Here is a 24,980-nt window from a genome sequence, read left to right as displayed (position 1 = left end):
GCGCCACCGGGGCACGGCAGAATGATTTAACCACTGCGGCTCAGGCGCTTTATCGCCTGTGGCGACAGGCCAAACAGACGGATGAAGGCCCGCCGCATACGCTCCGGGTCACTGAACCCGACGGCGCGGGCAATGCTCTCCAGCGCTTCGTGACCTTCTTCAATCCTGACCCTGGCGGCCTCAACTCGCAATTGTTCAATCACCTTGGCCGGCGTCTGACCGGTTTCGGCGCGGAACAAGCGGCCAAACTGCCGCTCACTCAGACAGGCGGCGTCCGCCAGATCGCCCACCGTCAGCGGATGATGGAGGTGTTCGCGAGCATAAGAGAGCGCGTTGCGAATGCGATCTGAAGACGGGTTGAGTTCCAGCAGCAAGGAATACTGCGACTGCCCGCCCGGACGGCGGTGATACACCACCAGTTGCCGCGCAACGCTGGCCGCCAATGCGCTGCCGAGATCTTCCTCGACCATCGCCAGCGCCAAATCGATACCGGCAGTGATGCCCGCCGAAGTCCAGATCGCACCGTCGCGGATATAAATACGATTGCTGTCGACGCGGATACGCGGATAACTCTGTTGCAGCCGTGCGGCATGGTACCAATGAGTAGTCGCGCGCTTGCCGTCCAGCAACCCGGCAGCCGCCAGTATAAATGCACCGGTGCACACGCTGGCCATGCGCCGTGCCTGCCGGCTTTGCCGGTGCAGAAACGCCAATAGCCCCGCCGACTGGGTGGCGACGACGTTGCCGCTGCCTCCGGCAATCAATAGCGTATCAAGGCGATGTTCGCCAAACGGCTGAGTGAGCACTTCCACACCCGAAGAGCTCACCACGCTGCCGCCCCGCTCCGAGAGCGGCAGACACCGGTAGGCCTGGGTCGCCGTAAACTGGTTGGCATTATCAAAGGCCGCCAGTGGCCCGGCGAAGTCGAGCAGATTAAAGCCGGGGAAGACCACAAAGCCGATATTTTTCATCATGGCGCTTTTTGAGGGTTATCCGTCATATCAGCCAAAAACAGGGTCGCTATTATGACCCAAAGCAAATGACAAAACTGAGGCGAATATCATGTCTGAACCATTAGTGATTGTTTTTCCGATCTATCAGGGCGTCACCCAGCTGGACTTTACCGGACCACTGCAGTTCTTGCGACACATGCCGGGTGCCGAAATTGTCGTGGCCTCCGTCGGTGGCGCAGATATCAGCGCCGAAGGATTGCACTTTACCCAGTTGCAGAAGCTGGAAGAAGTCACGCGTTGCGACGTGCTGTGCGTACCGGGCGGCGCCGGCTGCACCCAGGCGCTGGAAAACGACGCCTTTATGAGCCAGCTCCGCCGTCTGGGACTTGATGCCCGCTATCTGACCTCCGTGTGTACCGGTTCGCTTATCCTGGCCGCTGCCGGTTTGCTGCAGGGCAAACGCGCCGCCTGTCACTGGAGCATGCGCGAAAGCCTGGCGCTGTTCGGTGCGATCCCCAGTCATGCCCGGGTAGAGCGTGACGGTAACGTCATCAGCGGCGGCGGCGTGACTGCCGGCATCGATTTCGCCCTGGCATTAATCGCCGAATTGCACGATGAGGAAACCGCGCAAATGATCCAACTGTATCTGGAATATGCGCCGGCACCGCCTTTCCAGGGAGGGACGCCGGAACTGGCGCCGGCGCATGTTCTGGCTCGGGTTCAGGCGCAAATGGCCGACAGTTTGCGGCAACGTCGGGCGTTGGTGGCGCAGATTGCCGCCCGCGGCTAGCGCACAGGGCGTATACTTAACCTTATGTGTTAAAGACATAGGGGATCAGAATGGCGGATTTAGCCCACTACATTACGGACTACGGTTATTGGGCGCTGTTTATCGGCTGTCTGGCCGAAGGCGAAACCATCACGCTGCTGGGCGGCATTGCGGCACATCAGGGACTGTTACATCTGCCCTGGGTTATTGCGGTGGTGGCGTTGGGCGGCACGCTGGGGGATCAACTGCTGTTTTTCCTGGGCCGTCGCTTCGGCGGACGGGTCATTTCACGCATGAAAAGCCAGGAAAAACGCATCGAACGCGCCAGAAAGCTGATCGCACGCCACCCAATGCTGTTCGTGATTGGCGTACGTTTTATGTATGGCTTCCGCATTATCGGCCCGGTTCTGATCGGCGCCAGCAAGCTGCCGCCGTCGCGCTTTGTGCCACTGAACATTTTGGGCGCCATCCTGTGGGCGACAATCTTTGTGCTGCTGGGCTATTTTGGTGGCGAGGCGATCGGCCGCTTTATCTCGGGCTTCGACAAAAGACTCACCAGCGTGCTGTTCTGCGCGCTGGTGATCGCCGCCATTCTGCTAGTACGGTTTTGGTGGCGCCGTCGGCATGCCGATTAAGCTTATCGGTTCAGCATCAGTTTCACACCGAGCAAGGCCAACACTCCGCCGCCTACCCGATCGAACCAGGCTTTAAAACGCAGGTAGGCGCGACGCGGACGTGGTGATGACAACACAAAGGCCACGAAGGCATACCACAGGACGTCAACCGTCAGGGCGATCACCGGCAGAATAATGTACATCAGCGGCGAGATTTTATGGCTGAGCAAGGCGGCAAACACGCTGCCGAACACGATGGCGGTGTTCGGGTTGCTCAACTGGGTCAATAGCCCCGTGGTAAAGGCCTTGCGAAGGCCCAGAGACTGCGCGCCGACGGCCTCCACGTTCAACGGTTGACTCGCCCCACGCAGCATTTTGAACGCCAGGTAGACCAGGTAAGCGCCCCCCAGCACTTTCAGCGTGGAGTACAGCCATGGCAATGCCAACAGCAATGACTGAAGCCCCAACAGAGCCACCAGCGCAAAAATAAAGCAGCCGACGCCCATACCCAGCGCCACTGCCATACCGTCGCGGCGCGACGATGCCACGGCCGTACGCGCCACCAGAATAAAGCTTTGTCCCGGACTCATTGCCCCCAGCGCAATGGCGCCAGTAATGCTCAATACCGATAATGCCGTCTCGCTGATCATGCTTTTTGCTCGTTCGTAAATGCCACGGTTCAAAGTAGCTCAGCGATGAAAACAAAAGCAATACGGCCGCCGGGATTATTCCGCCTGCGACGCGTCGCGCATCAGGGCCACCAGTTCGCGGGCGGCCTTATCCAACGGTCGGCTTTTCAGCCAGACAAGGTGTATCGGCAATCGCAGCTCATTTTTGGTGTTTTTGAATTTCAGCCTGATCAACCGCCCCTGAGCTAACAATGGTGCGGTCAGCGATAGCGGGAAATTGCCCCACCCCAAACCCGCCTCGACCATGTTCAGCGCCATCGGCAGGCTGTCGGTGCGCCAGTAAGATTCCGCCACCCGCGGCCGCAGATCGGCGATCGGCAAATCACGGCTGGCCACCATTATCTGCCGCACGTTGACCAAATCCTCGAGGAACAGCTCATCCGGCGCTCCCTGCAACGCCGGGTGCCGTGGCGAAAGCATGGCAACCAGCGATTCCGCGCCGACGAAGTGAAACTGTTCCTGGCTGTTGATGTTTAGTCCGCCAAATGCCAGGCAAACGTCGACTCGTTCTTGATGCAGCATATGCACCACGTCATCCTGCGGAGCGGTCAGCACTTCAATATTCAGCAGCGGATAGCGCTCCGCCAGCGTGTTGATCGCCGTCAGCAGGCCACTGCTGTTGATGTCCGAGGCAACGCCAATCGACAAGGTACTCTCCAGCCCTTGCGACAGTTCGATAGCGTGGTTCTGCAACTGCTTAAGCTGTTCGGCTATCAGTCGCGCATGGGGTGCCAGGGCCAATGCCAACGCGGTCGGCGCCGGCTCGCGGTGCGAACGATCAAACAGTTGAAACCCCAGTTCCGCCTCCATATTGGCGATCCCCATACTCACCGCCGAAGGTACGCGGCGCAGCGAACGGGCCGCGGCGGAAAACGAACCGCGATCCAGTACCGCCAGAAACAGCTCAATATTGTCGCTGGAAAAATTCATTGCACCTCCTGTCAGTAAAACTGACAGCTCCTGACTTTTTCTATCAATGTAGTTGACGTTATCTTACCCGCCAGACGGCAAAAGGTCACCCGACCAAAAAGCCAAGAAATCAGTCAGGAGATGAGTAATGCAAGGCGTTAAACGCAAACTGGTGTATGTCACCGCCTATGAAATTATCGGCATGGCGATCTCAGCGCTCGGGCTGGCGCTGCTTTCCGGCAGCGCCCCCAGCAGCACCGGGCCGCTGGCGGTGATCATTACCACTATCGCCGTCACCTGGAACTTCATCTACAACTCGCTGTTTGAGCTGTGGGAAAGTCGCCAGGCCTCACGCGGCCGTACGCTTAAACGCCGTATTCTGCACGCCGTAGGCTTTCAATTAACGTTAGTGGTTTACCTGATCCCGCTGATTGCCTGGTGGATGGGAATTACGCTGTGGCAGGCGCTGCTGCTGGATATGGCCCTGATAGTGATTATCCCGTGCTACACCTTTGTGTTTAACTGGGTGTTCGACAAGGTATTCGGCCTGCCGACTTCGGCTCTGCCGGCCGGTGAATCCGCCTAAAAATCGGCCAAATCTCTCCCTTTATTATCTCCCGCCTGCGGACAATATCACCACAGGTTGGGAGGTCTTATTATCCCCCTCCTTTCACCTCACCCATTAATAAGAAAAATTCCCTGTAGTTTGCACGGTAATTATTATTATGTGATTTTAATCACTTTTTATTCCTCGATATTTCCGTCTTGATAAAATCAACCATCTTATTGAATAATATATTCTTTTATATATAGAACAAAAAACAAACACACTTGTTCACGATTTATACGCAGGATTTTTTGCCACATTTACTGAGAAAAGGTAGCATGCTTCGCCGTTATTTCGTGGCGGCTTGTATACACAATAAACAGCAGAATGATGCCATGACCTCATTCTCATAAAGATTGTCCATAGCAATCGTTTGCTCTGAAGCCAGAGCAGGGTAATTCCATAGACAGGTAAACAGGACGGATAATGCAATCAAATAAAAAGTCTGCGCATGACAAGCACGCAGCCAGAAGACGATGGTTAGACTCCCATGAATCCGGTTATCACAAAAGCATGGGCAATCGACAAATACAGATGATCGCTATCGGCGGTTCAATCGGTACCGGCTTGTTCCTCGGTACCGGTGGCCGTCTGGAATTGGCCGGCCCGGCACTGGCGCTGGTCTATCTGGTGTGCGGTATATTCTCTTTCTTCATTCTGCGCGCATTGGGCGAATTGGTTCTGCACCGCCCGTCCAGCGGCAGCTTCGTGTCTTATGCCCGTGAGTTTCTCGGCGAAAAAGCCTCTTACGTCGCCGGGTGGATGTATTTCCTCAACTGGGCAATGACCGGCATCGTCGATATCACCGCGGTGGCGCTGTACATGCACTACTGGGGCACCTTCGCCGACGTCCCGCAATGGCTGTTCGCGCTCTGCGCACTCGGCGTGGTTGCCACCATGAACATGATCGGCGTGAAGTGGTTCGCCGAAATGGAGTTCTGGTTCGCCCTGATCAAAGTCGTCGCCATCGCATTGTTCCTGGTGGTGGGGGTCGTGTTCCTCGGCACCGGTACCCCGGTGGCCGGCAACACCACCGGCCTGCACCTGATTACCGAAAACGGCGGCATGTTCCCGCACGGGCTGCTGCCAGCGCTGGTGTTAGTGCAGGGTGTTATTTTCGCCTTCGCCGGGATTGAGCTGATCGGCACCGCCGCCGGTGAGTGTAAGGATCCGGCCAAAATGATGCCAAAAGCGATCAACAGCGTGATCTGGCGCATTGGCCTGTTCTACGTCGGTTCGGTGGTACTGTTGGTGCTGCTGCTGCCGTGGAACGCCTACCAGGCGGGCCAAAGCCCGTTCGTTACCTTCTTCAGCAAGTTGGGCGTACCTTATATCGGCACCATCATGAATATCGTGGTGCTGACCGCAGCACTTTCCAGCCTCAACTCCGGCCTGTACTCCACCGGTCGTATCCTGCGTTCACTGTCGATGGGCGGGTCAGCGCCGAAATTCATGGCTAGAATGAGCAGCCAGCAAGTACCTTACGCCGGTATTCTGGTGACCTGCGGCATCTATGTGATTGGCGTTTTGCTGAACTATCTGGTGCCTTCGCGGGTGTTTGAAATCGTGCTGAACATCGCTTCGCTGGGCATTATCGCCTCATGGGCGTTTATCATCGTGTGCCAGATGCGTTTGCGTAAAGCCGTACGCGAAGGCCGTGCCCAGCCGGTATCCTTCAGAATGCCCGGCGCGCCCTTCACCTCTTGGCTAACGCTGGCATTCCTGCTGGCGGTCGTCATCATGATGGCGTTCGACTACCCGAACGGCACCTGGACTATCGCCACCATTCCGGTGCTGGCGGTGCTGCTGACGCTGGGCTGGTTCGGCCTGCGCAAGCGGGCTCAGGAAGTGAAGCTGAAACAGCAGGCTCACGAAGAAGCCCACCACTGAGTCTCTTAACTGCCCCTTTAGGGGCAGTTATTCGTAGTAGGGGCGCTGTATGCCGCGCCCTACCGCATAATCAATCGGTTAAATCGGGTCGAACATGTTCGACCCCTATCGGTTAACCCTTATGCGGGCTTGTCAGCCCTCTGAATTTTTTATTCTTAGAGTCGGCCGTAAAAGGTCATTCTGGCGCTCTCCGACAGCGCGATATCCGGCTGGGCATTGTAGGCCAGCACCACCAGCATGCGGGTGGTATCGCCTTCGGTTGGCGTGACGCGGTGCATGGCATTGCGTCCCCGGAACAGCACCAAATCCCCCTCTTCGATCGCCAAGGTCTTAACCGCCCGTTCGCCGTCCAATACCTGCGACACGCCAGCGTAATTCATCTCCCCACGATCGGCATCCCGCAGGTTTTCCACGTACTCGAATTGCCCACCGGCGCGCGGTTTCTGGATCAGCAGCGTGATGGCAAACGACGAATTGTCAAAATGCCAGCCCAGCTCCTGCCCACGATGGGCATAATGCAGATTGATTGAAGACAGCCGATCGGCGTAAGGGTACAGCTGTTGTTCTTGCAGTACCGCACAGAGGAAATCGCGGAAGGATTGCGCATCGTACAGCGTACGCAGCGGCGACTGCGCCGGGATATCCTCGTCGGTAATGCACCCCTTGGAAGAAACCACCAGCCGGTTGCGTGGGTGATCGGCCGGCAAGGCGTCGTCCTGCGGTTTCAGGTAGACATTGTGCTTGCTGGCGGCATAAAACGCCGCAGGGCTGTGCTCTGCCCCCTCCAAACGCACCGTCGCCAGCGCCGCAGCGGTCAAAAAGCCGGGTAGCACCAGCGCCCCTGCCGCATCCAGCGTCGCCCTGCAACGGGCTTGAAAGGCAGCATCGCCAATCGGGTTGGCGGATAAATCAATGATATGAGCAAGTTGCTGCATGCTTAACTCCTGAGGGCATAAGGGCCGGATAACCTCACTGTAGCGAATGTCGGATTGCCGTAATAACAAAAATGCGTTAAGGATGAGCTAACCAATTCTTAGCGATAGCCACCATGAACGCACCTTCCCGCAGCCGCCTGCCCAAACTGAGCGCCATTCTGGCGTTTGAAACCGCCGCCCGTACCGGCAGCCTGGCCAGAGCGGCAGACAGCCTGGCGCTGACCGCCGCCGCCGTCAGCCAGCAGATCCGCCAGCTCGAGCAGCATCTGGGCATCACACTGTTTATCCGTGCCAAAAGCGGCGTGACGCTGACTGAACAAGGGGCGGATTACCTGGCCTACGTGCAGCAGGCGTTTGAAACGCTGCGCGTGGCGCAACAGCATGTCGATCGCCAACGGGGCCAAGAGGCATTGACGATTTTTGCCTTGCCGGCCCTGGCGTCAAAATGGCTGAACCCGGCCATCGGCAAGTGGCTGAACCAGCATCCACAGATGGATATTCGCCTGCACGCCACCCACGCCGAGGTCGATTTTGCCGCTTCAACGGCGGATTTTGCCCTGAGCTTTGGCGATCAGGACTATCCATTGATGGAAAAAGTGCGGCTGTTTCAGGACTGCGTGCAGCCGGTATGTAGCCCGCAGTTACAGAGGATCGGCGACTGGACTCAACAGCCGCTGATTCAGGTGGATTGGGGAAAGGAAAGCCAGTTTCTGCCGGGCTGGCATGAGTGGTTCAGCGCCGCCGGGTTACCACCGCCGCAGCGGCGCGGCCTGACTTATAATCTGACCTCGCTGGCGATTGACGCCGCGGTTGAGGGCCACGGCGTTTTGCTCGGCCAGCAGCAGCTGATCCAGCGTGAACTGGCTCAGGGAACCCTGGTGCCGCTGGCAGAACCGACGCTACCGCTGAGCAAGCCTTACTATGTGGTCTACCCGCAACGCACGCTGGACAAACCCAAAGCCGCCGAATTTCTGGCGTGGCTGCAAAGCATCGCACCGGCGGACAGCGCGGGGTAAGCGGCGTCGCAATGTTTACCCGTCTTTGGACATCATCTCGCCCAGCAGCAGATTCGTCGCGCGCGGCAGATAAACTTCGTTGCCTGCGCCTGGCGTGAGCGTCAATTCGCCAATGTAGATCTGGTCGCGAGTGAGATAAAAATCGACGCGGCAATAATCCAGATCTGCCGAGACCGCTTTCGCCACCTGGATCATTTCATCCCAAAACACCGGTTTCTGGTTCAGCGTATTGATCTGCGGAATGTCACCCTGGGTGAAAAAACAATGGTGGGCATATTCGTCCAAAAACTCCAGCGAAGTCGGCTCTGGCCCGCCACGTAACAACTCAACGAATAAATAAGAGTATTTGCCGTTAAACACGTGCACTTTGTAATCTATCAGCTCACCGTCGCATTCAATATCCAGCAGCTCCTCAACAATAATTTTCTGCGGAATATTGGCGTAGTGTTTTTCTCGAAATCTTTTCCAATAGGTTATTCCAGACCATTCCCTAAGAATTTTCGTAATATCCTGGTAGGTGACCTTGCTTTTATCTTTAACTATCTTGACCTGCTGAGAGGCATTATTGGTTTTGATAACAAATGATTGTGGCAAGGCCAGGTAGTCCCGTTCGCTAAAATTATCTACGATCATGATAATGGGCGTTAGGTATTTATCTGAAACCCGCTGAGAAATATACTCTCTGACCGCCACCTTATCCGCTAACATACTGAAATCATTATGCGGGTAGCGCATGCGCTGATAAATCTTCTCTGAAAATGTTTTCGGGTTTTTGAAGCTAATCCAAGAGCCGTGGGCAAGATAATGGCTGACTTGGTAATAGATAAAATCGGGTGCCGCCCGATAGAGTCGTTTTGCGAGTTTTCTCATTCTTCTCTTTCTTCCATGAACATAGCATACGCAGGAATGCTTCTCACATTCCGATTATTGCATCTCAATTATAAAACCCTGCGGGGCATCCCTTACAGTGGGTAAGGGAATAATCGGACGATTCCTATTATTAGAGGCGACAGGGAAAGTACCAATGAAATTAAAATTCATAGATATCAATATTGTGAGAAATGCGTTTTGGATGATATCCGAAAAAATGGTGTCTATTCTGGGGGTCATTTTCATTACCGCCTATATGGCGAAATACATCGGCCCGGAAAGCTTCGGCAAGATAACCTTCGCCACCGCTATTTTCGCCATTACCCAAACGCTGGCGCTGCTCGGCTCCGATACCGTGCTGTTCAAGCGGATTAGCCGCAACCCAGGTTCCGGAACCGCCCTGATGTTTTCCACCAATCGGCTGCGACAGGGCTGCTTTGTGCTGCTCTCTGCGGCAATATTGATTTACACAGGGCTGCGTGAAGATTTCATTACCTTCTATTTTTGCGCCGCCACCTTTGTCGCCAGCTTCTTCTCGCTCAGAGACGTGTTCACCATTTATCACGACGCCCGGCTGGAATCACGCTTCAATACGCTGGCTAACGTAGCCGGGTTGGGCAGCGCACTGCTGGTGCGTTATCTGATTATTTATCTTGATCTGCACCTGTATTTCCTGGCAATCCCGATCGTGATGGTTTACCTGATCCCCTATCTGATTCGCCACCATATCTACCACCGCCGTTATCCGCGCTTTGTCGCGCCAAAACGCGTACGGCGTAAATATGTGCGCTATTTGCTCGCCAGCGGCCTGCCACTGGCAGTATCCAATGTCTCCATTGCCATTTATACCCGGCTGGCGCAGCTGTTCCTGATGTGGTTCGTCTCGGCGCAAGCGCTGGGCATTTACTCGGTTGCCATCACCCTGGCAACCGCCTGGATGTTTGTTACCGATGCGGTGATCACCTCGTTTTTCGCCAAAATCTTCGCCTATCACCGCGATGACGCAATGCGCACCGCCGCCAAACTGAATGGGCTGGTGCTGGCCATCGCCGCCGCCATCGTGGCCGGTATCGTTTTGCTTGGCAAACCGGTCATTGTGTTGCTGTACGGGGAGCAATATTTGGCAGCCTATCCGGCGATGGGCGTCTTGGCGGTTTCAACGCTGCTTTCCGCGTTGGGCACCGTAGCCTACAAATACATTGTGCTCTTCTCCGGCTATGGCTTCCTGTCGAAGAAGATGTTTCTGGTGTTTATCATCAACATTCCGCTGTCGTACTTTCTGATCCGCCAGTACGGCATGATGGGCGCCGCTTATAGCACCCTGCTGACAGAACTGTTGTCACTGACCCTGCTTAACTACTTCTTCCGCCGTGGCGCGGTATTGCAAATGCATCTGCGTTCGCTGAACCCCTGGACCTATATCAGACGCACTCAGCACGCCGGTTGAGGTTGGTAGGCTTCGGGGAGCAAAGCACATTTATCTGCATGAAACCGTTAATTTATGGGATAGTTTGTGCCCGGTACATGCGAGGTAGAACGTGGGTATGGATCTCTCTGACAGGCATATTCTTATTGTGGGCGCAGGCATTATCGGCGCGACCATCGCTTATCATTTGGCTCGCCGTGGTGTGAAGATCACCGTCATTGACCAACACCACCCGGCATCAGGTGCCACCGGCAGCTCTTTCGGCTGGATACACAGCACGGTGAGTGATGATGCGCCCGATGTCCTGCTCCGCCGTACGTCCGTGGCCGACTGGCATCGGCTGGAGAAAGAAGTGCCGGAGCTTTGGCTGCATTGGACCGGCGCACTGAGTTACGACAGCGATTCATTGGCGGCTCAGGCCCATGAAAAAATGCTTGAGCAATCCGTGATCTCCCAGCTTGAACCCGCGATGAATAATCCGCCTCCACAGGCTTATTATGCAAAACAGGATGGCGCCGTTGACCCGATCGACGCCACCCACGCCTTGCTGGATACGGCTTGCCGCCTCGGCGCTGTATTAAAAACCCAGACGCCGGTCACCGGACTCGTCAGGGAAGGCAATGCCATTACCGGCGTTGACACCCTGCAGGGAACGTTCAACGCAGATTGTGTCGTGCTGGCCTGCGGAACGGGTATTTCCCCTTTGCTAAACGCCATTGGCATCTCACTTCCGATTAAAGCTTCGCCGGCAATTTTGCTGCGCTACAGCACGCCGGACCACGTCATCAATACCCTCATTTCAGGGGATGATATAGAAGTTCGCCATGCCCGCAACGGCGATATCCTAGCCGCTGAAGATTATCCGGCCGTTGGTGGTGCTGATGAGATGGCTTCCGACACCTTGGCGGCAATAGCCAAAAGGTTGAAAGGGACAGGATCCGCACGCCTGCTCAGCCAATCGGTGGGACAACGGCCCGTACCCGAGGACAAATGCCCCGTCATGGGGTTTATCGGTGAGGTTACTGGGCTTTATGTGGCCGTGATGCATCCGGCGGTAACCTGCGCCGCCACGGTTGGAAGGTGGGTCAGTGAAGAACTGATCGACGGTAAAAACCGGGAAATCCCCGAGCGTTATCGACCCACGCGTTTTTGCGAAAAATAGCAGGCCACGCAGTAAAACCGGGCGAAATTCAGGGTTGGAATGAATATCGCCCGCTCAGATCATCAATGCAAACAACGGCCCAAATTAAGACGCTGCTGGTTATGGGTTAGGTCACTTCATATGCAGCACCAGGGCGCCAGCCAGTACCGTCAGCACGCCTGCCCACTGCAAGGCAGATAGCCGCTCGCGCAGTAACAGCGCGCCGAGCAGTGCGGCAATGCCGCCAGACAGGGTGCTCAGCACCGTCACAATCGCCAGCGATCCGCTACCGGCCCCCATGGCAAATGCGCTAAAGCCCGCCAGACTCAGCAGGCTGGCCAGCAACAGCACTCCACCCTGCCGCCAACTGGGCCGGGCCATCAATGCGCGTCGGTCAGTATTCAGCGCTAGCAGAGCCGTCAGCCCCACCGTATAACCAAGCCACAGGCTAAGGCTCGGCCCCAGCACCGGCAGCGTGTATTTCCCTTGTAACCAGAAACCGGTGCCATAACAAAAGGCGGCGATCAACGCAAAGGTCACTGCGGGCAAAGTCGAGCGCGATCTGCCCGGCTGACGCCCCGGGCTCACGGCAGTCAACATGACGCCCAGCAGACACACCGCCAGCCCTGCCAGGGTCAAAGCTCCCAGCCGTTCACCGCTGATCCACGATAACAGCGTAGTGACCGCCCCGTAGCTGGTAACCAGCGGCGCCACCATCGCCGCCTTGCCAATGGCAAAGGCCTGCGACAGCGCAAGCGTTCCCCCCACGGTCAGGCTCGCGGCCAGCAACGCCAGCCCCCAAATGGAAGCTGAAGCTTCTAACCAAGGAGCCGAAGTGGCCCATAACCACGCGCTAAAAATCACAAAGCCGATCGCCTGCGAGAAAAATACCGCCCTGCGCACCCCCACCGCTCGGGCGTTAATGCCAATCAAAAAATCCGTGCTGCCCCAGCACAGCGCGGCGGCCAGCCCCATCATTACGTCCACGCGATACTCCCGTCCGATTGTTGCCCCAAAAGTAAGCAAAAAATCGCTTGTGGAACATCGATAGATTGGCAATATGGTTGAATGAAACTCAAGCTGAACGCTCAACCTCGCCTGCCGTCGCTGAAAGCCTTGCATACCTTCGAGGTTGCTTCCCGCTGCGCCAGTTTTACCGAAGCGGCGGAAGAGTTGAACGTGACGCTGGGTGCGGTCAGCCGCCAGATACGTCATCTGGAGAACGAGCTGGGGGTGGAACTGTTTCACCGCAAGGGCAATGCGGTAGCGCTTAACGAGACCGGAAAAAGGCTGGCGATTGATGTCACCCGCGCGCTGACGCTGCTGCAAAAAGCCAGTGACCGCGCCCGGCCAGAGCAACAGCAAACGCTGAAACTGACCTGTACCCTGGGGATCGCCAGCCATTGGCTGGCGGCACGTTTGCCGGCGTTACGCCGTGCCGATCCCGATGTTTCGCTGGTGTTGGATGCCAACGAAAGCTTACGCGATCTGGCCAGTGGTGAAGCCGACATTGCTATCCGCTATAGCCCCACGGACAACCCGCCGCCACACTCGCACGAACTCCTCGCCGATGCCTTCGCCCCGCTGGCAAGCCCAAGCTTTCTCGCCGCCCATTCAGCGCCGATCACCGCCGCTGACTTGGCATCGTTGCAGCTGATCCATTCGCCGTGGAAAGACGGGCATAAGCTCGGCGTTGCCGGTTGGCAGGACTGGTTTGCCGCCTTTGGCGAAGGCACCACCGCGCCACGCGGTATAATCACCTTCAACAGCGTCGGGCATGCGCTGCAAGAAGCCATCGACGGCAATGGCGTGGTGCTCGGTAGCCTGGCGGTCGCTGAGGACGCCCTGGCTGCCGGCAAGCTGGTTCGGGTGTTTGGCGAAAACCAACAACTGCCCGCAGCCTATCAATATCGCCTGTGCTGGGCGGACAGCGCATTCGTTAGCACCACCACCCGCCGCTGGGTGAATTTGCTGCTGCAAGCGGCAGGCAAGCCCTCGGCGTTCTGACGCAGCACTTATTGCTCCCACAGGTGCGAAAAATCCATCTATTTTATATATCCAAAATAATTCGAGTTGCATCGCGGCGACAACTAAGCGCATCCCCGGGAGCGTACAAACAGTACGTGACTGGGTAAGCGCAGGAAGTCAACAAAGAGGCAGCTTGAAGTATGAAAGATATAATCAAATTTTTTACTGCGAGACAAACCGTGGACAGACAACGCTACCTGCAACATATTGGATTCGCAGGCATCCCCCAACCAGACCTCCTGACGCTGCAGCAATTACACCGTGGCCATATGCTGCGGGTTCCCTTTGAGAACCTGAGCATTATTTACCATCAGGGCATTGATCTGGAAGAACAGGCGCTGTTCAATAAAATTGTCGAACGCAACCGCGGCGGTTTTTGCTATGAGCTGAACCGGCTGTTCGCCCTGCTGCTGAAAGACATCGGTTTCAAGGTGAATTTTATTTCCGGCGAGATCCGCGCCCGCGATGGCAGCTTCGGCGCGCCCTTCGATCATATGGCGCTGATGGTAGAGCTGGATCAGCCGTATCTGGTGGACGTGGGGTTTGGTGATTCGTTCCTGACGCCGCTGAAAATCACCACCACCGAGCAGCAACCGCAAACAAGCGGCACCTTCCATTTGGAACAGGAAGGCGAGACCTACTATCTGGAACGCCGCAATGGCGATAACCGTTCGCACGCCAAAACCCTGTACCGCTTTACCCTGCAAGCCCGTGAATCGAGTGAGTTCAACGGCATGTGCCACTACCACAGCACCTCGCCGCAGTCGCACTTCACACAAAAACTGGTGTGTTCCCACGCAACAGAAAATGGCCGCGTGACGATCAGTGAGAACAAGCTGATTATCACCGAAGATCACCACCGTCGGGAGTCGACGCTGCATTCGGAACAGGAGCGCCGTAAAGCGCTGATGCGCTATTTTGGGATTGATCTGGACAACTGACGCTCTGAATTAACTATGGCATGGCCCGGTGGCGCAGTATAAAAAGGGCTAAGCCGCCAGCAGGGAAATAACGCCCCTTTCAATAGGGGAATATTCCTTCTATTTTATAGCGCTACAAAAATTAAATATTTATGCTTTCCTTCCGCCATCAAAATATAAGACACAGACTATTGACAATTTAATTAACACCTATAAAAACGATTTAATAATGATAATTTATAAAATTTTACAATTGGCATATTATTTTGTTTATAAAGCAATTTTAACGATATATATCCCACGATAATCAGTCATGGCAGCTCATAGCACTGATATATTTTTCCAGATAGGGTAGTCTTTATCTGGCAGTCGCAATTATTTAAACGACGTACCCCAAGGAGCTATGCATGAGTGACAATGAAAACAGCAAAACGCAGATTGATAATTTACGTGATGTGGTTTCTCAGCTGAAGGAAATGAGACACTATGCACAATCCAATACCGAGACGCTGTCTGCGCAATGGCTGGCTTTCGACCAAGGCGAATATAAACATAAGGAATTCGCTGGGGCGATTGGCGACCTGCTGAATAAACAGGGTGCCTGCCTTGAAGGGTTGGAAAAAACCATTCAGGATATCGAGATAGAAATAAATCGTCTCGACAGTGAGTCCTGATAATACGAATTTATGCTAACCCGCCTTAGGCGGGTTTTTATTATTCCGAGCGGCAAATTACCCGGGCGATATCTTTTGAATTATTCAAAGCGCGCACTTCGCCGAACAGCTCGGTCGCCTCGTCATATTCCTTACGTAAATAACCCAGCCACTGCTTGATGCGTGCCACGTGATAAAGGCCGGTATCGCCCTGCTTTTCCAGCTGAACATATTTTTGCAGCAGCTGCACCACCTGCGGCCAGGGCATGCGCGGTTCATTATACTTCACTACCCGGCTCAGGTTCGGCACGTTAAGCGCGCCGCGCCCCAGCATCACCGCATCACAGCCGGTGGTTTGCAGGCAATCTTGTGCGCTTTGCCAGTCCCAGATTTCACCGTTGGCGATCACCGGTATGGTCAGCCGCTGGCGGATCTCGCCAATCGCCGCCCAGTTGATGCGTTCCGCCTTGTAGCCGTCCTCTTTGGTGCGGCCATGCACCGCCAGTTCGGTGGCGCCCGCCTGCTGGACCGCGTCGGCAATTTCGAAACTGCGGCTGTCGCTGTCCCAACCTAACCGGACTTTTACCGTGACCGGCAGATGATCCGGCACCGCCGCACGCATCGCTTTGGCCCCCTGATAAATCAGCTCCGGATCTTTCAGCAGCGTCGCGCCACCGCCGCTGCCGTTGACCAGCTTGGACGGGCAGCCGCAGTTGAGATCGACGCCATAGGACCCGAGTTCAACCGCACGGGCGGCGTTTTCCGCCAGCCACTGCGGATATTGGCCCAGCAGTTGGATGCGCACCAGGGTGCCGGACGGCGTGCGGCTGGCATGATGCAGTTCGGGGCACAGGCGATAGAAAGATTTGGCGGGTAACAGCTGATCGACCACGCGCAGGAATTCGGTGATGCACAGGTCGTAGTCGTTCACTTCGGTGAGTAACTCACGCACCAAAGAATCGAGAACGCCCTCCATCGGAGCCAATAATACGCGCATGATTACCCCTGCTAAAAAAGACGCGCAATGATACGGGCGAATACCCGCATCAGACAAGCATCCAGGGGAATAAAAGCCGGCTAGCTCAAACGGCGTATCGGTTCATTGGCGAGAAACGCCACGATGTCTTCGATCGCTTCGCGGAAATAAATGCCATAGTTATCATCCGCCACGTAGCCCAGATGCGGCGTCGCCAACACATTGGGCAGACGGCGGAAGATATCGTCGAGCGGCAGAGGCTCGACCTCGAACACATCCAGCCCGGCCCCGGCTATTCGCTGGTTCTGCAAGGCGTCAATCAACGCAGCGCGGTCGACAATGGCCGCACGTGAGGTGTTGATCAGGTAAGCGGTTTTTTTCATTGCCTGCAGCTCCTGCTGGCCCACCAGCCCGCGCGTGCGTTCACTCAGCACCAGATGGACGGAAACAAAATCGCTTTGTTCAAACAGCGCCTGTTTAGATTCCACCAGGTGAACCCCCTGCTGCGCGGCTTTTTCCGCCGTCAGATTTTGGCTCCAGGCCACCACACGCATGCCAAAGGCCTGCGCGACCATCGCCATCTGACTGCCAATCTTGCCCAGGCCCAACAGCCCCAACGTTTTCCCTTGCAGCGTCACGCCCAGCGCCTGCTGCCAGGGGCCGTTATTACGCAGCCCGGCGTTTTCCGGCACGATATGCTTCGCCAGCCCAAGCAACAGCGCCCAGGTCAGCTCCATCGGCGCGGCCGAACCGCTGGCGGTACCGCAGACCACAACGCCACGTTGCGCCGCCGCGGCCAGATCAACAGACGCATTGCGCATACCCGAGGTGATCACCAGCTTCAACTTAGGCAAACGCACCAACAGCGAGGCCGTGATTGGCGTGCGCTCGCGCATGATCACCAGAATGTCGCAATCCTGCAGGTGCACGGCCAACTCCGCTTCGTCGGTAAAATGCTGGCTCATGGCGAATACTTCTACCCGATCGGCAATAGCCGACCAGTCCGCCATGCCAAGCGCCACCTGCTGATAATCATCAAGAATTGCACACTTCAATTTCATCTTCGGCTCCGGGAAGCAGAGACAGTCAATCAGCGCGTACGTCGATCAGCACCGGGCAGTCGGCGTTTTCTATTACCAAAGCGCTGTGCGAGCCTCTCAACAAACGGTTAAAGGGTGAAAGATGCCTGCGGCCCATAATAATCATGCTGGCATTCAGCTCTTTAGCCTGAGCCACTATGGTTTCCGCCGGTTCTCCGGGCACTACCTTGCCACGCGCGCTGACACCGGCATCTTTCAATTCACTCAGCGCCTGACGCACTACGGCTGCCGCTGCGCCTTGTTCATCCTGTGCGCAGCCAAAATCCGCCGGATCTTCACCGACGGCAATGTCATAGGGGCCCGTCGTGGAATAGCTGAGGTCCACACAGCATAGCACCACTACCGTTGCCCGTTGGGCCAACCCCTGTTCAGCAGCCAGTGAAATAACTTTACGAGCGGTGGCGGAATTATCAACTGCGACCAACAGCGTTTTCATCGTCTTCTCCCGTCAATCTCGCGATGTGCCTTTACCAATCTCATCGATCAGCGCCTCTTTGCATTTGAGGATCTCCTCACGATAGCGAGCTTCGTTTTTGATCAAGCGACTGCTGGGCACTAACAGGCTGATGGAGAAGCGCCCGAGGATAGTGTCGATAGCCACCGCCATGGTGGAGACGCCTTCCAGCGTTTCTTCCCGGTCGTAAGCCAGCCCGGTACGGCGTATGTCAGCCAAGCGATCCATCAGCCCGGCAAAATCACGTACCGTCAAGTCAGTCACCGCCTGATAGGCTTCACCCAACAGATCCCGCGCCGCATCATCGCTGTTCAACGCCAGTAGCGCGCGCCCGCCGGAGGTGCTGTACAGCGGCAAATTCATGCCGATGCGCGGTACGACTCGCAGCTCTCGATCCGCCACGATGTAGTGCACCACAGCCAACTGCAGCCCGCTGGCTCGTCCCAGAGATACCGTCTCACCGGTAGCATCGCTCAATGCCTGCAACCAGGGGGTGGCAATTGCCACCATTTCAGTATGTACGCTGGCAATCAGCCGCAACAGCGACGGCCCCAGGCGTACGCCTCCGGCTCCGCCACGCACCAGTTGTACAGAATCCAACGCATTGACAATACGCTGCACGGTGGAGCGCGGCAGATCGACCGCCGCAGCGATTTCCCCCAGGCTCATGCCGTTCGGCTTTTCACCCAGGGCATCAAGGATTTTCGCTGCACGGGTAATGACCTGAATGCCACCGGCCCTTTCATCATCACAGTAGGTTGTAGGTTCAGACATTGAGGCTCTCTCCCTGACTTTTGGCCCACACTGTAACATTTTTTTATTCCCTCAGACACGATGTACCACATTGCAATACAGCGAACCACAATGTAGCATGCATCACATTGTACCACCATGCAATACAGTGCATCGTTAGTTTCGTTACCGGAGTCACACTATGAATGTTCAGCCTGCGCCTGCCGCTGCACCGCATCCTTTCACCCTGCGCCTGGCATTAGGCCTGGTGGGGGTACTGATTGCTGCCCTGACTTCGGGGCTGAATGACCGGTTAAGCGATCTGGCGTTGGCGGATATTCGTGCGGCTATCGGCATTGGCTATGACGAAGCCAGTTGGATCACCTCGTCTTATCAGGCTGCGGAGGTGGCAGCAATGATGGTCGCGCCCTGGTTTGCCGTGACGTTCTCACTGCGGCGCTTTGCCCTGGTGATGGTCAGCGGATTTGCTGCGGTCGGCGTACTCCAACCCTTAATCTCAGATCCCACGCTGTTTATTACGCTACGAATCGTTCAAGGTCTGTTTGGCGGTGCCCTGCCGCCGCTGCTGATGACGGTCGCGCTGCGTTTTCTGCCGCCGGATATCAAACTTTATGGTTTAGCCGCCTACGCGCTCACCGCCACCTTTGGTCCCAACGTCGCGGCGCCGCTGGCGGCGCTGTGGACCGATCATCTGGGCTGGCAGTTTGTCTTCTGGCAGGCTATCCCGCTGTGTTTTATCGCTTCTTTATTGATGGGATGGGGGCTACCGCAGGATCCATTACGCCTTGAACGTTTACACCAGATTGATCTGTTCGGCATGCTGACCGGTTGCAGTGGCATTGCATTGTTGATCCTGTCGCTAACGCAGGGAGAGCGGCTCGACTGGTTTAATTCGCCGTTGATTAGCCTGATGCTGCCGGTTTCCATCGCATTGCTGGTAACGTTTTTAATCAACGAATGGTATCACCCGCTCCCCCTGTTCAAGTTGCAAATGCTGAAGCGGATAAACCTGTCTCATAGTCTGCTGACGCTGGCAGGCGTACTGATACTGGGGCTGTCCGGCTCACTGCTTCCTTCATTCTATTTCTCGCAGGTTGAAGGTTTTCGCACCGCACAATTCGCGCCACTGGCGCTGACCATTGGCTTACCGCAGTTAGTGATAGCACCGCTCGTGGCTACCCTGCTGAATTTCCGTTGGATTGACTGTCGCTGGATGCTCGCCGCCGGCGCGGGCCTCATCGTCAGCGCTTGCTTGCTGGGTATGCAATTAACCGATGATTGGGCACGGCAAAACTTCTGGCTGATCCAGAGCCTGCTGGCGTTTGGTCAACCGATGATGATTTTGCCGGTCCTGATGACCTCCACCAGCGTCGTGCTGGCACCCGAGGGGCCTTTCGCCTCGGCGATGTTTAACACCGTACGCGGCTTCTCGACCGTGGCGGCGGGGAGTCTGGTGGAGAATTTCATGAGTCACCGGGAGAAGTTCCACTCTCAGGTGCTGGTGGATCGACTGGGCAATAGCCCATGGCTAATGACCGCAGAGAACTCAGAACAAGCTAGCGGTGACATGCCGTTATTGCCGGACGGATCGGTCAGTTCTGCGGAAAACCTCGGGCATTTTTCAACGTTGGTAAAACATCAGGCGATGATCCTCAGCATCAGCGATGCCTATCTGCTGATTATCTGCTGTGCCCTGCTGCTGGTGCTGTTGACTGCCTGGCTACCGACCCGCGTCTACCCGCCGCAAACCCTTTTACCTTTAGTTCCAAAAACATCAGGATCATAACCATGAGCTTCACTCCTGCAAAACGAACCTTAACTCTGGCGCTGCTGCTGGTCATCCTGCTGGCCATCGCTTTCTTTGTCTATTCATCGCTTACCCGCCACCATTTTCGTACCGACGACGCGGTGGTGACGGCCGATTACACACTGGTGGCCCCCAAGGTTTCCGGCTATATCCGCAGCGTCAACGTAACCGATAACCAGCAGGTTAAACCCGGCGAAGTATTGGCCACTATCGACGACCGCGACTATCGCGTGGCGCTGGAAACGGCGGAGGCCAATCTGCAAATTAGCCAGGCCAAGCTGGCCAGTATTCAAGCGCAGCTGGATCAACAACAGGCCAATATTGCCCAACAGGAAGCCGGCGTCAGCGCCAGCCAGGCCACGCTCAATTATGCAGGGCAGAATGCCGACCGCTATCGCCGGCTGCTAAAAACCGGCACCGCAACCGCGGATGAGCAGCAAAAGTCCGCCTCCGCGATGCAAACCGCCGCGGCACAGCTGAAGCAAAACCAGGCTGGCGTGGTCTCTGCACGCAAAGAGGTCGGGGTATTGCAGGCCAGCAGGAAACAGGCCGAAGCCAATATTGCCGCCTCACAGGCCAGCGTTGACCAGGCACGCCTCAATCTTTCTTATACACAAATCATCGCACCCATTGCCGGCACCGTGGGCCAGCGAGCGGTACGCGAAGGGGCCTGGGTCTCTGCCGGGACGAGGTTACTGGCGGTAGTGCCACTGCAGCAGAGCTATGTCGTCGCCAACTTCCTGGAAACCCAGTTGGCCAATGTCTCCGCCGGCCAACCGGTATCGATCCGCGTAGATGCGCTGCCCGGCGTAACGCTGCGCGGTCATGTCGACAGCATAGCGCCAGCCACCGGCGCCACCTTTGCCGCCATCAGCGCCGATAATGCCACCGGCAACTACACCAAAGTGGTGCAACGCCTGCCGGTGAAAATTCTGCTGGAGCCGAACCAGGCTGACCTGGCACGGTTGCGGGTCGGTATGTCGGTGGTGCCGGAACTCGAAATGCGCTGAGAGTTTTTGCCCCTCGCTTTGACGCGATCATCTGGGTTTCACGTAAAAAAAAGCCACCGTAAACGGTGGCTTTTTTATCATCAGTATCAGCTTACTCGGCCGGACGGTTGCGCGGACGACGCGAAGGTGCGCCTGAACGCGGTTTGCCATCACCCTGTGGGCGGGCGCTGCCGCCACCGCGGTTTTCACGCTGGCCGCCGTTGCCACTGCGCTGGCCGCCACCGTTACCGGCGCGTTGACCACCGCCGTTGCCGCGCGGCGCACCACGTCCACCACCCTGACGGCCGTTAATGATCGGCTCCGCCTTGATGCTTGGATCCGGCTCGTAGCCTGGCAATGCGATACGTGGGATTTCACGCTTGAGCAGGCGCTCGATATCGCGCAGCAGCTTGTGTTCATCCACGCACACCAGCGAGATAGCCTCGCCGGTACGTTCTGCACGACCGGTACGACCGATACGGTGTACGTAGTCTTCCGGTACGTTAGGCAGTTCGTAGTTCACCACGTGTGGCAACTGATCGATGTCCAGACCACGCGCCGCGATGTCGGTAGCAACCAATACGCGAATTTTACCATCTTTAAAATCGGCCAACGCACGGGTACGAGCGCCCTGGCTTTTATTGCCGTGGATCGCAGCGGCCGTGATGCCGTCTTTATTCAACTGTTCGGCCAGGTGGTTAGCACCGTGCTTGGTGCGGTTGAACACCAGCACCTGCTTCCAGTCACCTTCACCGATCATCTGGGACAGCAATTCCCGCTTACGCTTCTTGTCTACGAAGTGCACGCTTTGTTCGATCTGCTCGGACGCGGTATTGCGGCGCGCCACTTCAACCGATGCCGGGTTGTGCAACAGCTTGTTGGCCAGCCCTTTGATATCGTCGGAGAAGGTCGCAGAGAACAGCAGGTTCTGACGCTTGGCAGGCAACTTGGCCAGCACGCGGCGGATATCATGGATAAAGCCCATATCCAGCATGCGGTCGGCTTCGTCCAGCACCAGAATTTCAACTTTGGACAGGTCAACGGCGCGTTGGTGTTCCAGATCCAGCAGGCGACCCGGTGTTGCCACCAGAATGTCGACGCCGCCGCGCAGTTTCATCATCTGCGGGTTGATGCTCACACCACCAAATACCACCAGCGAACGCAGGCGCAGATATTTGCTGTAGGCTTCGACGTTTTCGCCGATCTGCGCTGCCAGCTCACGGGTTGGCGTCAGGATCAACGCGCGTACCGGACGGCGGCCTTTGACCGGATGGTCATGCTTACTCAGCAGCTGCAACAGCGGCAGGGTAAAGCCAGCGGTTTTACCGGTACCGGTCTGGGCGCTGGCCATCAGGTCACGACCTTCCAATACGACAGGAATCGCCTGGCGTTGAATTGGCGTAGGTTCGCGATAGCCCTGTTCTTCAACAGCGCGCAGAATTTCAGCACTTAAGCCGAGGGTTTCAAATGACATAAAGAGAAAAACTCCAGATCCCCCCTAACCTAACAGTGTTCGGTGCAGTTTCCTGGGAGGATTATCAGACGGGACATTAAGCATGACCACGAGGGATTGGCACAAACTGCAGTGCACCAAGCGGGCGATTGTAGCAGAACTCGAACAAGAAAACGCAATTTTACTGGCTCAAAGCACAATATGCCGGGAATTCAGCCTAGTCCGAAAAAATAACCTTAAATAAACGATGCCTACTGGTTGCATTTTACCCAAGCTGGCATAAAGTTAATCATATGATTGATTAACTTTAGCGAGTGCCATCAATGCCAAATAATCAGACCGCCAGCCGGGCACGGGGTGAGCAGGCGCGACAGCAGCTGATCGCCGCCGCCATCGAGATGTTCGGCGAATATGGCATTCAAGGTGCCACCACCCGCGATATCGCCCAGCGCGCCGGGCACAACATCGCCGCAATCACCTACTACTTCAATTCCAAAGAAGGCCTGTATCTGGCCGTTGCACAGTGGATTGCCGATTTTATCCAGCAGGCGTTTCGCCCCCTGGCCGACGAGATTGATCGCTTCTGGCAGTTGCCGGCCACCGAACGCCTGCCGGAGCACTACCTCGACCACCTGAAGCGCGGCCTGCTGGCGTTCAGCGATCTGATGACGCAACCGCAGACGCTGAACCTGAGCAAAATCATGTCGCGCGAGCAGCTTTCCCCCACCGATGCCTACCCGCTGATCCACCAGCAGGTGGTCGCACCGCTGCATGACAAGCTTTGTCGCCTGCTGGCGGCCTACACCGGCCTGGATGGGCATTCGACCAAAATTGTGCTGCATACCCACGCGCTGATCGGCGAAGTGCTGTCGTTTCGCGTGGCGCGGGAAACCGTTCGCCGTCAGGCCGGCTGGCAGCAGATCGGCGCGGCCGAGGCGGAACAAATCAGCGAGGTGCTGGCTGAACATATCGAGATTCTGGTTAATGGGCTGCGCCAACGCTATGGCGCGTAAATTCAGGCAGGGAGTGTTATGAACAAGAAACGCAGTGCCCTCATTGTGGCGGCTATTGTGCTGATCGCCGCGGCCGTTTACGGGGTTTGGTATTACCAGCAGCAGCAGGACAAACCGCTGACGCTGTATGGCAACGTGGATATCCGCACGGTGAATTTGGGCTTCCGCGTCGATGGGCGGCTGGCGTCGCTGACGGTGGATGAAGGCGATGCCCTTCAGCCGGGGCAATTGCTCGGGAAACTGGACGACGCGCCTTACATCAACGCCCTGCAGCAGGCGCAGGCTAACGTCGGCAGTGCCAAAGCCAAACTGGCGCTGCTGCTGGCCGGTTATCGTACCGAGGAAATCGCCCAGGTGCGTTCGGAAATGGCGCAGCGCCTGTCCGCGTTCAGCTACGCCGACAGCTACCTGAAACGTCAGCAAGGGCTGTGGGCGAAAAACGCCACTTCTGCCGATGCGCTGGAAGATGCCCGTACCGCACGCAATCAGGCGCAGGCCAACCTGCAGGCGTCAAAGGACAAGCTGGCGCAATACCTGAAAGGCAACCGGCCGCAGGAGATTGAAGAAGCCAAAGCCAATCTGGCGCAGAGCGAAGCCGCACTGGCTCAGGCACAGCTTAATTTACACGACACCACTCTGGTTTCCCCGTCGGCCGGCACCGTACTGACTCGGGCCGTTGAGCCAGGCACCATGCTCAATGCCGGCGGCACGGTATTTACTCTGTCGCTGACCCGTCCGGTCTGGGTACGCGCCTACGTGAATGAAGCCAACCTGGGTAAAGCAACGCCGGGCACCGAACTGGAAATTTATACCGACAGCCGACCGAACAAGCCCTATCACGGCAAAATCGGTTTTGTCTCACCGACCGCTGAATTCACGCCGAAAAGCGTCGAAACCCCAGACCTGCGAACCGATCTGGTTTACCGCTTGCGGGTGATCGTCACCGATGCCGATGACGCGCTGCGCCAGGGGATGCCGGTTACCGTTCACTTTGCCAAACCTTGAGGGGACGGTG

The 24,980-nt window shown here is 56.5% G+C and carries 25 protein-coding genes; 14 read left to right on the top strand and 11 right to left on the bottom strand.

Features of this window, described 5'->3' with window-relative positions; all coding sequences use genetic code 11:
* Positions 1–26: 26 nt before the first annotated feature.
* Entirely contained in the window at positions 27–971 is a 945-nt protein-coding gene (locus tag EBA31_RS05655) for a GlxA family transcriptional regulator (protein ID WP_041415257.1), read from the bottom strand.
* Positions 972–1,062: 91 nt separating this feature from the next.
* Here EBA31_RS05655 and EBA31_RS05650 point away from each other — a divergent pair, with 91 nt between their 5' ends.
* Positions 1,063–1,743, top strand: coding sequence for a DJ-1/PfpI family protein (locus EBA31_RS05650; protein ID WP_122077680.1), 681 nt, complete (start codon positions 1,063–1,065; stop codon positions 1,741–1,743).
* 50 nt (positions 1,744–1,793) lie between these two features.
* Positions 1,794–2,357 (top strand): DedA family protein, encoded by a 564-nt coding sequence (locus tag EBA31_RS05645; protein WP_020825754.1) that lies wholly within the window; start codon positions 1,794–1,796, stop codon positions 2,355–2,357.
* Between the two features lie 2 nt (positions 2,358–2,359).
* Here the strand turns inward: EBA31_RS05645 and EBA31_RS05640 are convergent, their stop codons facing one another.
* Together EBA31_RS05640 and EBA31_RS05635 are read right to left on the bottom strand one after the other, a co-directional pair.
* Positions 2,360–2,986: a LysE family translocator gene (locus tag EBA31_RS05640; protein ID WP_048761285.1), complete on the bottom strand. Its 627-nt coding sequence runs from the start codon at positions 2,984–2,986 to the stop codon at positions 2,360–2,362.
* A 75-nt stretch (positions 2,987–3,061) separates the two neighbouring features.
* A complete protein-coding gene (locus EBA31_RS05635; RefSeq protein WP_122077678.1) occupies positions 3,062–3,955 on the bottom strand; it encodes a LysR family transcriptional regulator in 894 nt (297 codons plus the stop codon).
* 127 nt (positions 3,956–4,082) lie between these two features.
* Here EBA31_RS05635 and EBA31_RS05630 point away from each other — a divergent pair, with 127 nt between their 5' ends.
* Both EBA31_RS05630 and ansP read left to right on the top strand, forming a co-directional pair.
* On the top strand, positions 4,083–4,520 hold the full coding sequence (locus EBA31_RS05630) for a PACE efflux transporter (RefSeq protein WP_046374221.1): 438 nt from the start codon (positions 4,083–4,085) through the stop codon (positions 4,518–4,520).
* A gap of 447 nt (positions 4,521–4,967) precedes the next feature.
* The gene (ansP, locus tag EBA31_RS05625; RefSeq protein WP_122077676.1) at positions 4,968–6,431 is read left to right on the top strand and encodes an L-asparagine permease; all 1,464 of its coding nucleotides are present in this window, start codon (positions 4,968–4,970) and stop codon (positions 6,429–6,431) included.
* Positions 6,432–6,586: 155 nt separating this feature from the next.
* Here the strand turns inward: ansP and EBA31_RS05620 are convergent, their stop codons facing one another.
* A complete protein-coding gene (locus EBA31_RS05620) occupies positions 6,587–7,366 on the bottom strand; it encodes a 2OG-Fe(II) oxygenase (protein WP_046374223.1) in 780 nt (259 codons plus the stop codon).
* 113 nt (positions 7,367–7,479) lie between these two features.
* On the opposite strand from EBA31_RS05620, the gene EBA31_RS05615 reads away from it, so the two are divergent.
* Positions 7,480–8,382, top strand: coding sequence for a LysR substrate-binding domain-containing protein (locus EBA31_RS05615; RefSeq protein ID WP_122077674.1), 903 nt, complete (start codon positions 7,480–7,482; stop codon positions 8,380–8,382).
* A 15-nt stretch (positions 8,383–8,397) separates the two neighbouring features.
* Here EBA31_RS05615 and EBA31_RS05610 read toward each other — a convergent pair whose 3' ends face one another.
* Positions 8,398–9,252 (bottom strand): ATP-grasp fold amidoligase family protein, encoded by an 855-nt coding sequence (locus EBA31_RS05610; RefSeq protein ID WP_122077672.1) that lies wholly within the window; start codon positions 9,250–9,252, stop codon positions 8,398–8,400.
* Positions 9,253–9,406: 154 nt separating this feature from the next.
* On the opposite strand from EBA31_RS05610, the gene EBA31_RS05605 reads away from it, so the two are divergent.
* Both EBA31_RS05605 and EBA31_RS05600 read left to right on the top strand, forming a co-directional pair.
* The gene (locus tag EBA31_RS05605) at positions 9,407–10,699 is read left to right on the top strand and encodes an oligosaccharide flippase family protein (protein ID WP_122077671.1); all 1,293 of its coding nucleotides are present in this window, start codon (positions 9,407–9,409) and stop codon (positions 10,697–10,699) included.
* Between the two features lie 97 nt (positions 10,700–10,796).
* Entirely contained in the window at positions 10,797–11,840 is a 1,044-nt protein-coding gene (locus EBA31_RS05600; RefSeq protein ID WP_122077669.1) for an FAD-binding oxidoreductase, read from the top strand.
* A gap of 111 nt (positions 11,841–11,951) precedes the next feature.
* On the opposite strand, the gene EBA31_RS05595 is transcribed toward EBA31_RS05600, so the two are convergent.
* Positions 11,952–12,797 (bottom strand): DMT family transporter, encoded by an 846-nt coding sequence (locus EBA31_RS05595; RefSeq protein ID WP_238387496.1) that lies wholly within the window; start codon positions 12,795–12,797, stop codon positions 11,952–11,954.
* 90 nt (positions 12,798–12,887) lie between these two features.
* Here EBA31_RS05595 and EBA31_RS05590 point away from each other — a divergent pair, with 90 nt between their 5' ends.
* From EBA31_RS05590 to EBA31_RS05580, 3 genes are all read left to right on the top strand, one after another.
* On the top strand, positions 12,888–13,826 hold the full coding sequence (locus EBA31_RS05590) for a LysR substrate-binding domain-containing protein (protein WP_122077666.1): 939 nt from the start codon (positions 12,888–12,890) through the stop codon (positions 13,824–13,826).
* A 200-nt stretch (positions 13,827–14,026) separates the two neighbouring features.
* Entirely contained in the window at positions 14,027–14,788 is a 762-nt protein-coding gene (locus EBA31_RS05585) for an arylamine N-acetyltransferase (protein ID WP_122080587.1), read from the top strand.
* 386 nt (positions 14,789–15,174) lie between these two features.
* The gene (locus EBA31_RS05580; RefSeq protein WP_020825741.1) at positions 15,175–15,441 is read left to right on the top strand and encodes a hypothetical protein; all 267 of its coding nucleotides are present in this window, start codon (positions 15,175–15,177) and stop codon (positions 15,439–15,441) included.
* Between the two features lie 40 nt (positions 15,442–15,481).
* On the opposite strand, the gene dusC is transcribed toward EBA31_RS05580, so the two are convergent.
* The 4 genes from dusC to EBA31_RS05560 form a co-directional block, all read right to left on the bottom strand.
* Positions 15,482–16,417, bottom strand: a complete 936-nt coding sequence (gene dusC / locus EBA31_RS05575) for a tRNA dihydrouridine(16) synthase DusC (RefSeq protein ID WP_122077665.1) — start codon at positions 16,415–16,417, stop codon at positions 15,482–15,484.
* 80 nt (positions 16,418–16,497) lie between these two features.
* The gene (locus tag EBA31_RS05570) at positions 16,498–17,457 is read right to left on the bottom strand and encodes a D-2-hydroxyacid dehydrogenase family protein (RefSeq protein WP_122077663.1); all 960 of its coding nucleotides are present in this window, start codon (positions 17,455–17,457) and stop codon (positions 16,498–16,500) included.
* Positions 17,458–17,482: 25 nt separating this feature from the next.
* Positions 17,483–17,932 (bottom strand): universal stress protein, encoded by a 450-nt coding sequence (locus EBA31_RS05565; RefSeq protein WP_020825738.1) that lies wholly within the window; start codon positions 17,930–17,932, stop codon positions 17,483–17,485.
* A gap of 12 nt (positions 17,933–17,944) precedes the next feature.
* Positions 17,945–18,724 carry an IclR family transcriptional regulator gene (locus tag EBA31_RS05560; protein ID WP_122077661.1) on the bottom strand — a complete coding sequence of 260 codons (780 nt, stop codon included), beginning with the start codon at positions 18,722–18,724 and terminating at the stop codon, positions 17,945–17,947.
* Positions 18,725–18,884: 160 nt separating this feature from the next.
* On the opposite strand from EBA31_RS05560, the gene EBA31_RS05555 reads away from it, so the two are divergent.
* Together EBA31_RS05555 and EBA31_RS05550 are read left to right on the top strand one after the other, a co-directional pair.
* Positions 18,885–20,489, top strand: a complete 1,605-nt coding sequence (locus EBA31_RS05555) for an MFS transporter (protein WP_122077659.1) — start codon at positions 18,885–18,887, stop codon at positions 20,487–20,489.
* 2 nt (positions 20,490–20,491) lie between these two features.
* Positions 20,492–21,520 carry an HlyD family secretion protein gene (locus tag EBA31_RS05550; protein ID WP_020825735.1) on the top strand — a complete coding sequence of 343 codons (1,029 nt, stop codon included), beginning with the start codon at positions 20,492–20,494 and terminating at the stop codon, positions 21,518–21,520.
* Positions 21,521–21,611: 91 nt separating this feature from the next.
* On the opposite strand, the gene rhlE is transcribed toward EBA31_RS05550, so the two are convergent.
* Complete coding sequence (gene rhlE, locus EBA31_RS05545; RefSeq protein WP_122077657.1) at positions 21,612–22,973, bottom strand: ATP-dependent RNA helicase RhlE; 1,362 nt, start codon at positions 22,971–22,973, stop codon at positions 21,612–21,614.
* A 302-nt stretch (positions 22,974–23,275) separates the two neighbouring features.
* Here rhlE and cecR point away from each other — a divergent pair, with 302 nt between their 5' ends.
* Together cecR and hlyD are read left to right on the top strand one after the other, a co-directional pair.
* Entirely contained in the window at positions 23,276–23,965 is a 690-nt protein-coding gene (gene cecR, locus EBA31_RS05540) for a transcriptional regulator CecR (protein ID WP_116690980.1), read from the top strand.
* An 18-nt stretch (positions 23,966–23,983) separates the two neighbouring features.
* Positions 23,984–24,970 (top strand): secretion protein HlyD, encoded by a 987-nt coding sequence (gene hlyD, locus EBA31_RS05535; RefSeq protein WP_122077655.1) that lies wholly within the window; start codon positions 23,984–23,986, stop codon positions 24,968–24,970.
* Positions 24,971–24,980: the final 10 nt, after the last annotated feature.

The sequence above is a fragment of the Serratia sp. P2ACOL2 genome, assembly GCF_003691565.1.
Classification (GTDB): Bacteria; Pseudomonadota; Gammaproteobacteria; order Enterobacterales; family Enterobacteriaceae; genus Serratia; species Serratia liquefaciens.
This window is presented reverse-complemented; position numbering and strand designations above follow the sequence as displayed.

Coding starts and splice junctions, on each gene's coding strand:
- EBA31_RS05655 (WP_041415257.1), bottom strand. CDS start 971: ATGAAAAATATCGGCTTTGTGGTCTTCCCCGGCTTTAATCTGCTCGAC.
- EBA31_RS05650 (WP_122077680.1), top strand. CDS start 1,063: ATGTCTGAACCATTAGTGATTGTTTTTCCGATCTATCAGGGCGTCACC.
- EBA31_RS05645 (WP_020825754.1), top strand. CDS start 1,794: ATGGCGGATTTAGCCCACTACATTACGGACTACGGTTATTGGGCGCTG.
- EBA31_RS05640 (WP_048761285.1), bottom strand. CDS start 2,986: ATGATCAGCGAGACGGCATTATCGGTATTGAGCATTACTGGCGCCATT.
- EBA31_RS05635 (WP_122077678.1), bottom strand. CDS start 3,955: ATGAATTTTTCCAGCGACAATATTGAGCTGTTTCTGGCGGTACTGGAT.
- EBA31_RS05630 (WP_046374221.1), top strand. CDS start 4,083: ATGCAAGGCGTTAAACGCAAACTGGTGTATGTCACCGCCTATGAAATT.
- ansP (WP_122077676.1), top strand. CDS start 4,968: ATGCAATCAAATAAAAAGTCTGCGCATGACAAGCACGCAGCCAGAAGA.
- EBA31_RS05620 (WP_046374223.1), bottom strand. CDS start 7,366: ATGCAGCAACTTGCTCATATCATTGATTTATCCGCCAACCCGATTGGC.
- EBA31_RS05615 (WP_122077674.1), top strand. CDS start 7,480: ATGAACGCACCTTCCCGCAGCCGCCTGCCCAAACTGAGCGCCATTCTG.
- EBA31_RS05610 (WP_122077672.1), bottom strand. CDS start 9,252: ATGAGAAAACTCGCAAAACGACTCTATCGGGCGGCACCCGATTTTATC.
- EBA31_RS05605 (WP_122077671.1), top strand. CDS start 9,407: ATGAAATTAAAATTCATAGATATCAATATTGTGAGAAATGCGTTTTGG.
- EBA31_RS05600 (WP_122077669.1), top strand. CDS start 10,797: ATGGATCTCTCTGACAGGCATATTCTTATTGTGGGCGCAGGCATTATC.
- EBA31_RS05595 (WP_238387496.1), bottom strand. CDS start 12,797: ATGATGGGGCTGGCCGCCGCGCTGTGCTGGGGCAGCACGGATTTTTTG.
- EBA31_RS05590 (WP_122077666.1), top strand. CDS start 12,888: ATGAAACTCAAGCTGAACGCTCAACCTCGCCTGCCGTCGCTGAAAGCC.
- EBA31_RS05580 (WP_020825741.1), top strand. CDS start 15,175: ATGAGTGACAATGAAAACAGCAAAACGCAGATTGATAATTTACGTGAT.
- dusC (WP_122077665.1), bottom strand. CDS start 16,417: ATGCGCGTATTATTGGCTCCGATGGAGGGCGTTCTCGATTCTTTGGTG.
- EBA31_RS05570 (WP_122077663.1), bottom strand. CDS start 17,457: ATGAAATTGAAGTGTGCAATTCTTGATGATTATCAGCAGGTGGCGCTT.
- EBA31_RS05565 (WP_020825738.1), bottom strand. CDS start 17,932: ATGAAAACGCTGTTGGTCGCAGTTGATAATTCCGCCACCGCTCGTAAA.
- EBA31_RS05560 (WP_122077661.1), bottom strand. CDS start 18,724: ATGTCTGAACCTACAACCTACTGTGATGATGAAAGGGCCGGTGGCATT.
- EBA31_RS05555 (WP_122077659.1), top strand. CDS start 18,885: ATGAATGTTCAGCCTGCGCCTGCCGCTGCACCGCATCCTTTCACCCTG.
- EBA31_RS05550 (WP_020825735.1), top strand. CDS start 20,492: ATGAGCTTCACTCCTGCAAAACGAACCTTAACTCTGGCGCTGCTGCTG.
- rhlE (WP_122077657.1), bottom strand. CDS start 22,973: ATGTCATTTGAAACCCTCGGCTTAAGTGCTGAAATTCTGCGCGCTGTT.
- cecR (WP_116690980.1), top strand. CDS start 23,276: ATGCCAAATAATCAGACCGCCAGCCGGGCACGGGGTGAGCAGGCGCGA.
- hlyD (WP_122077655.1), top strand. CDS start 23,984: ATGAACAAGAAACGCAGTGCCCTCATTGTGGCGGCTATTGTGCTGATC.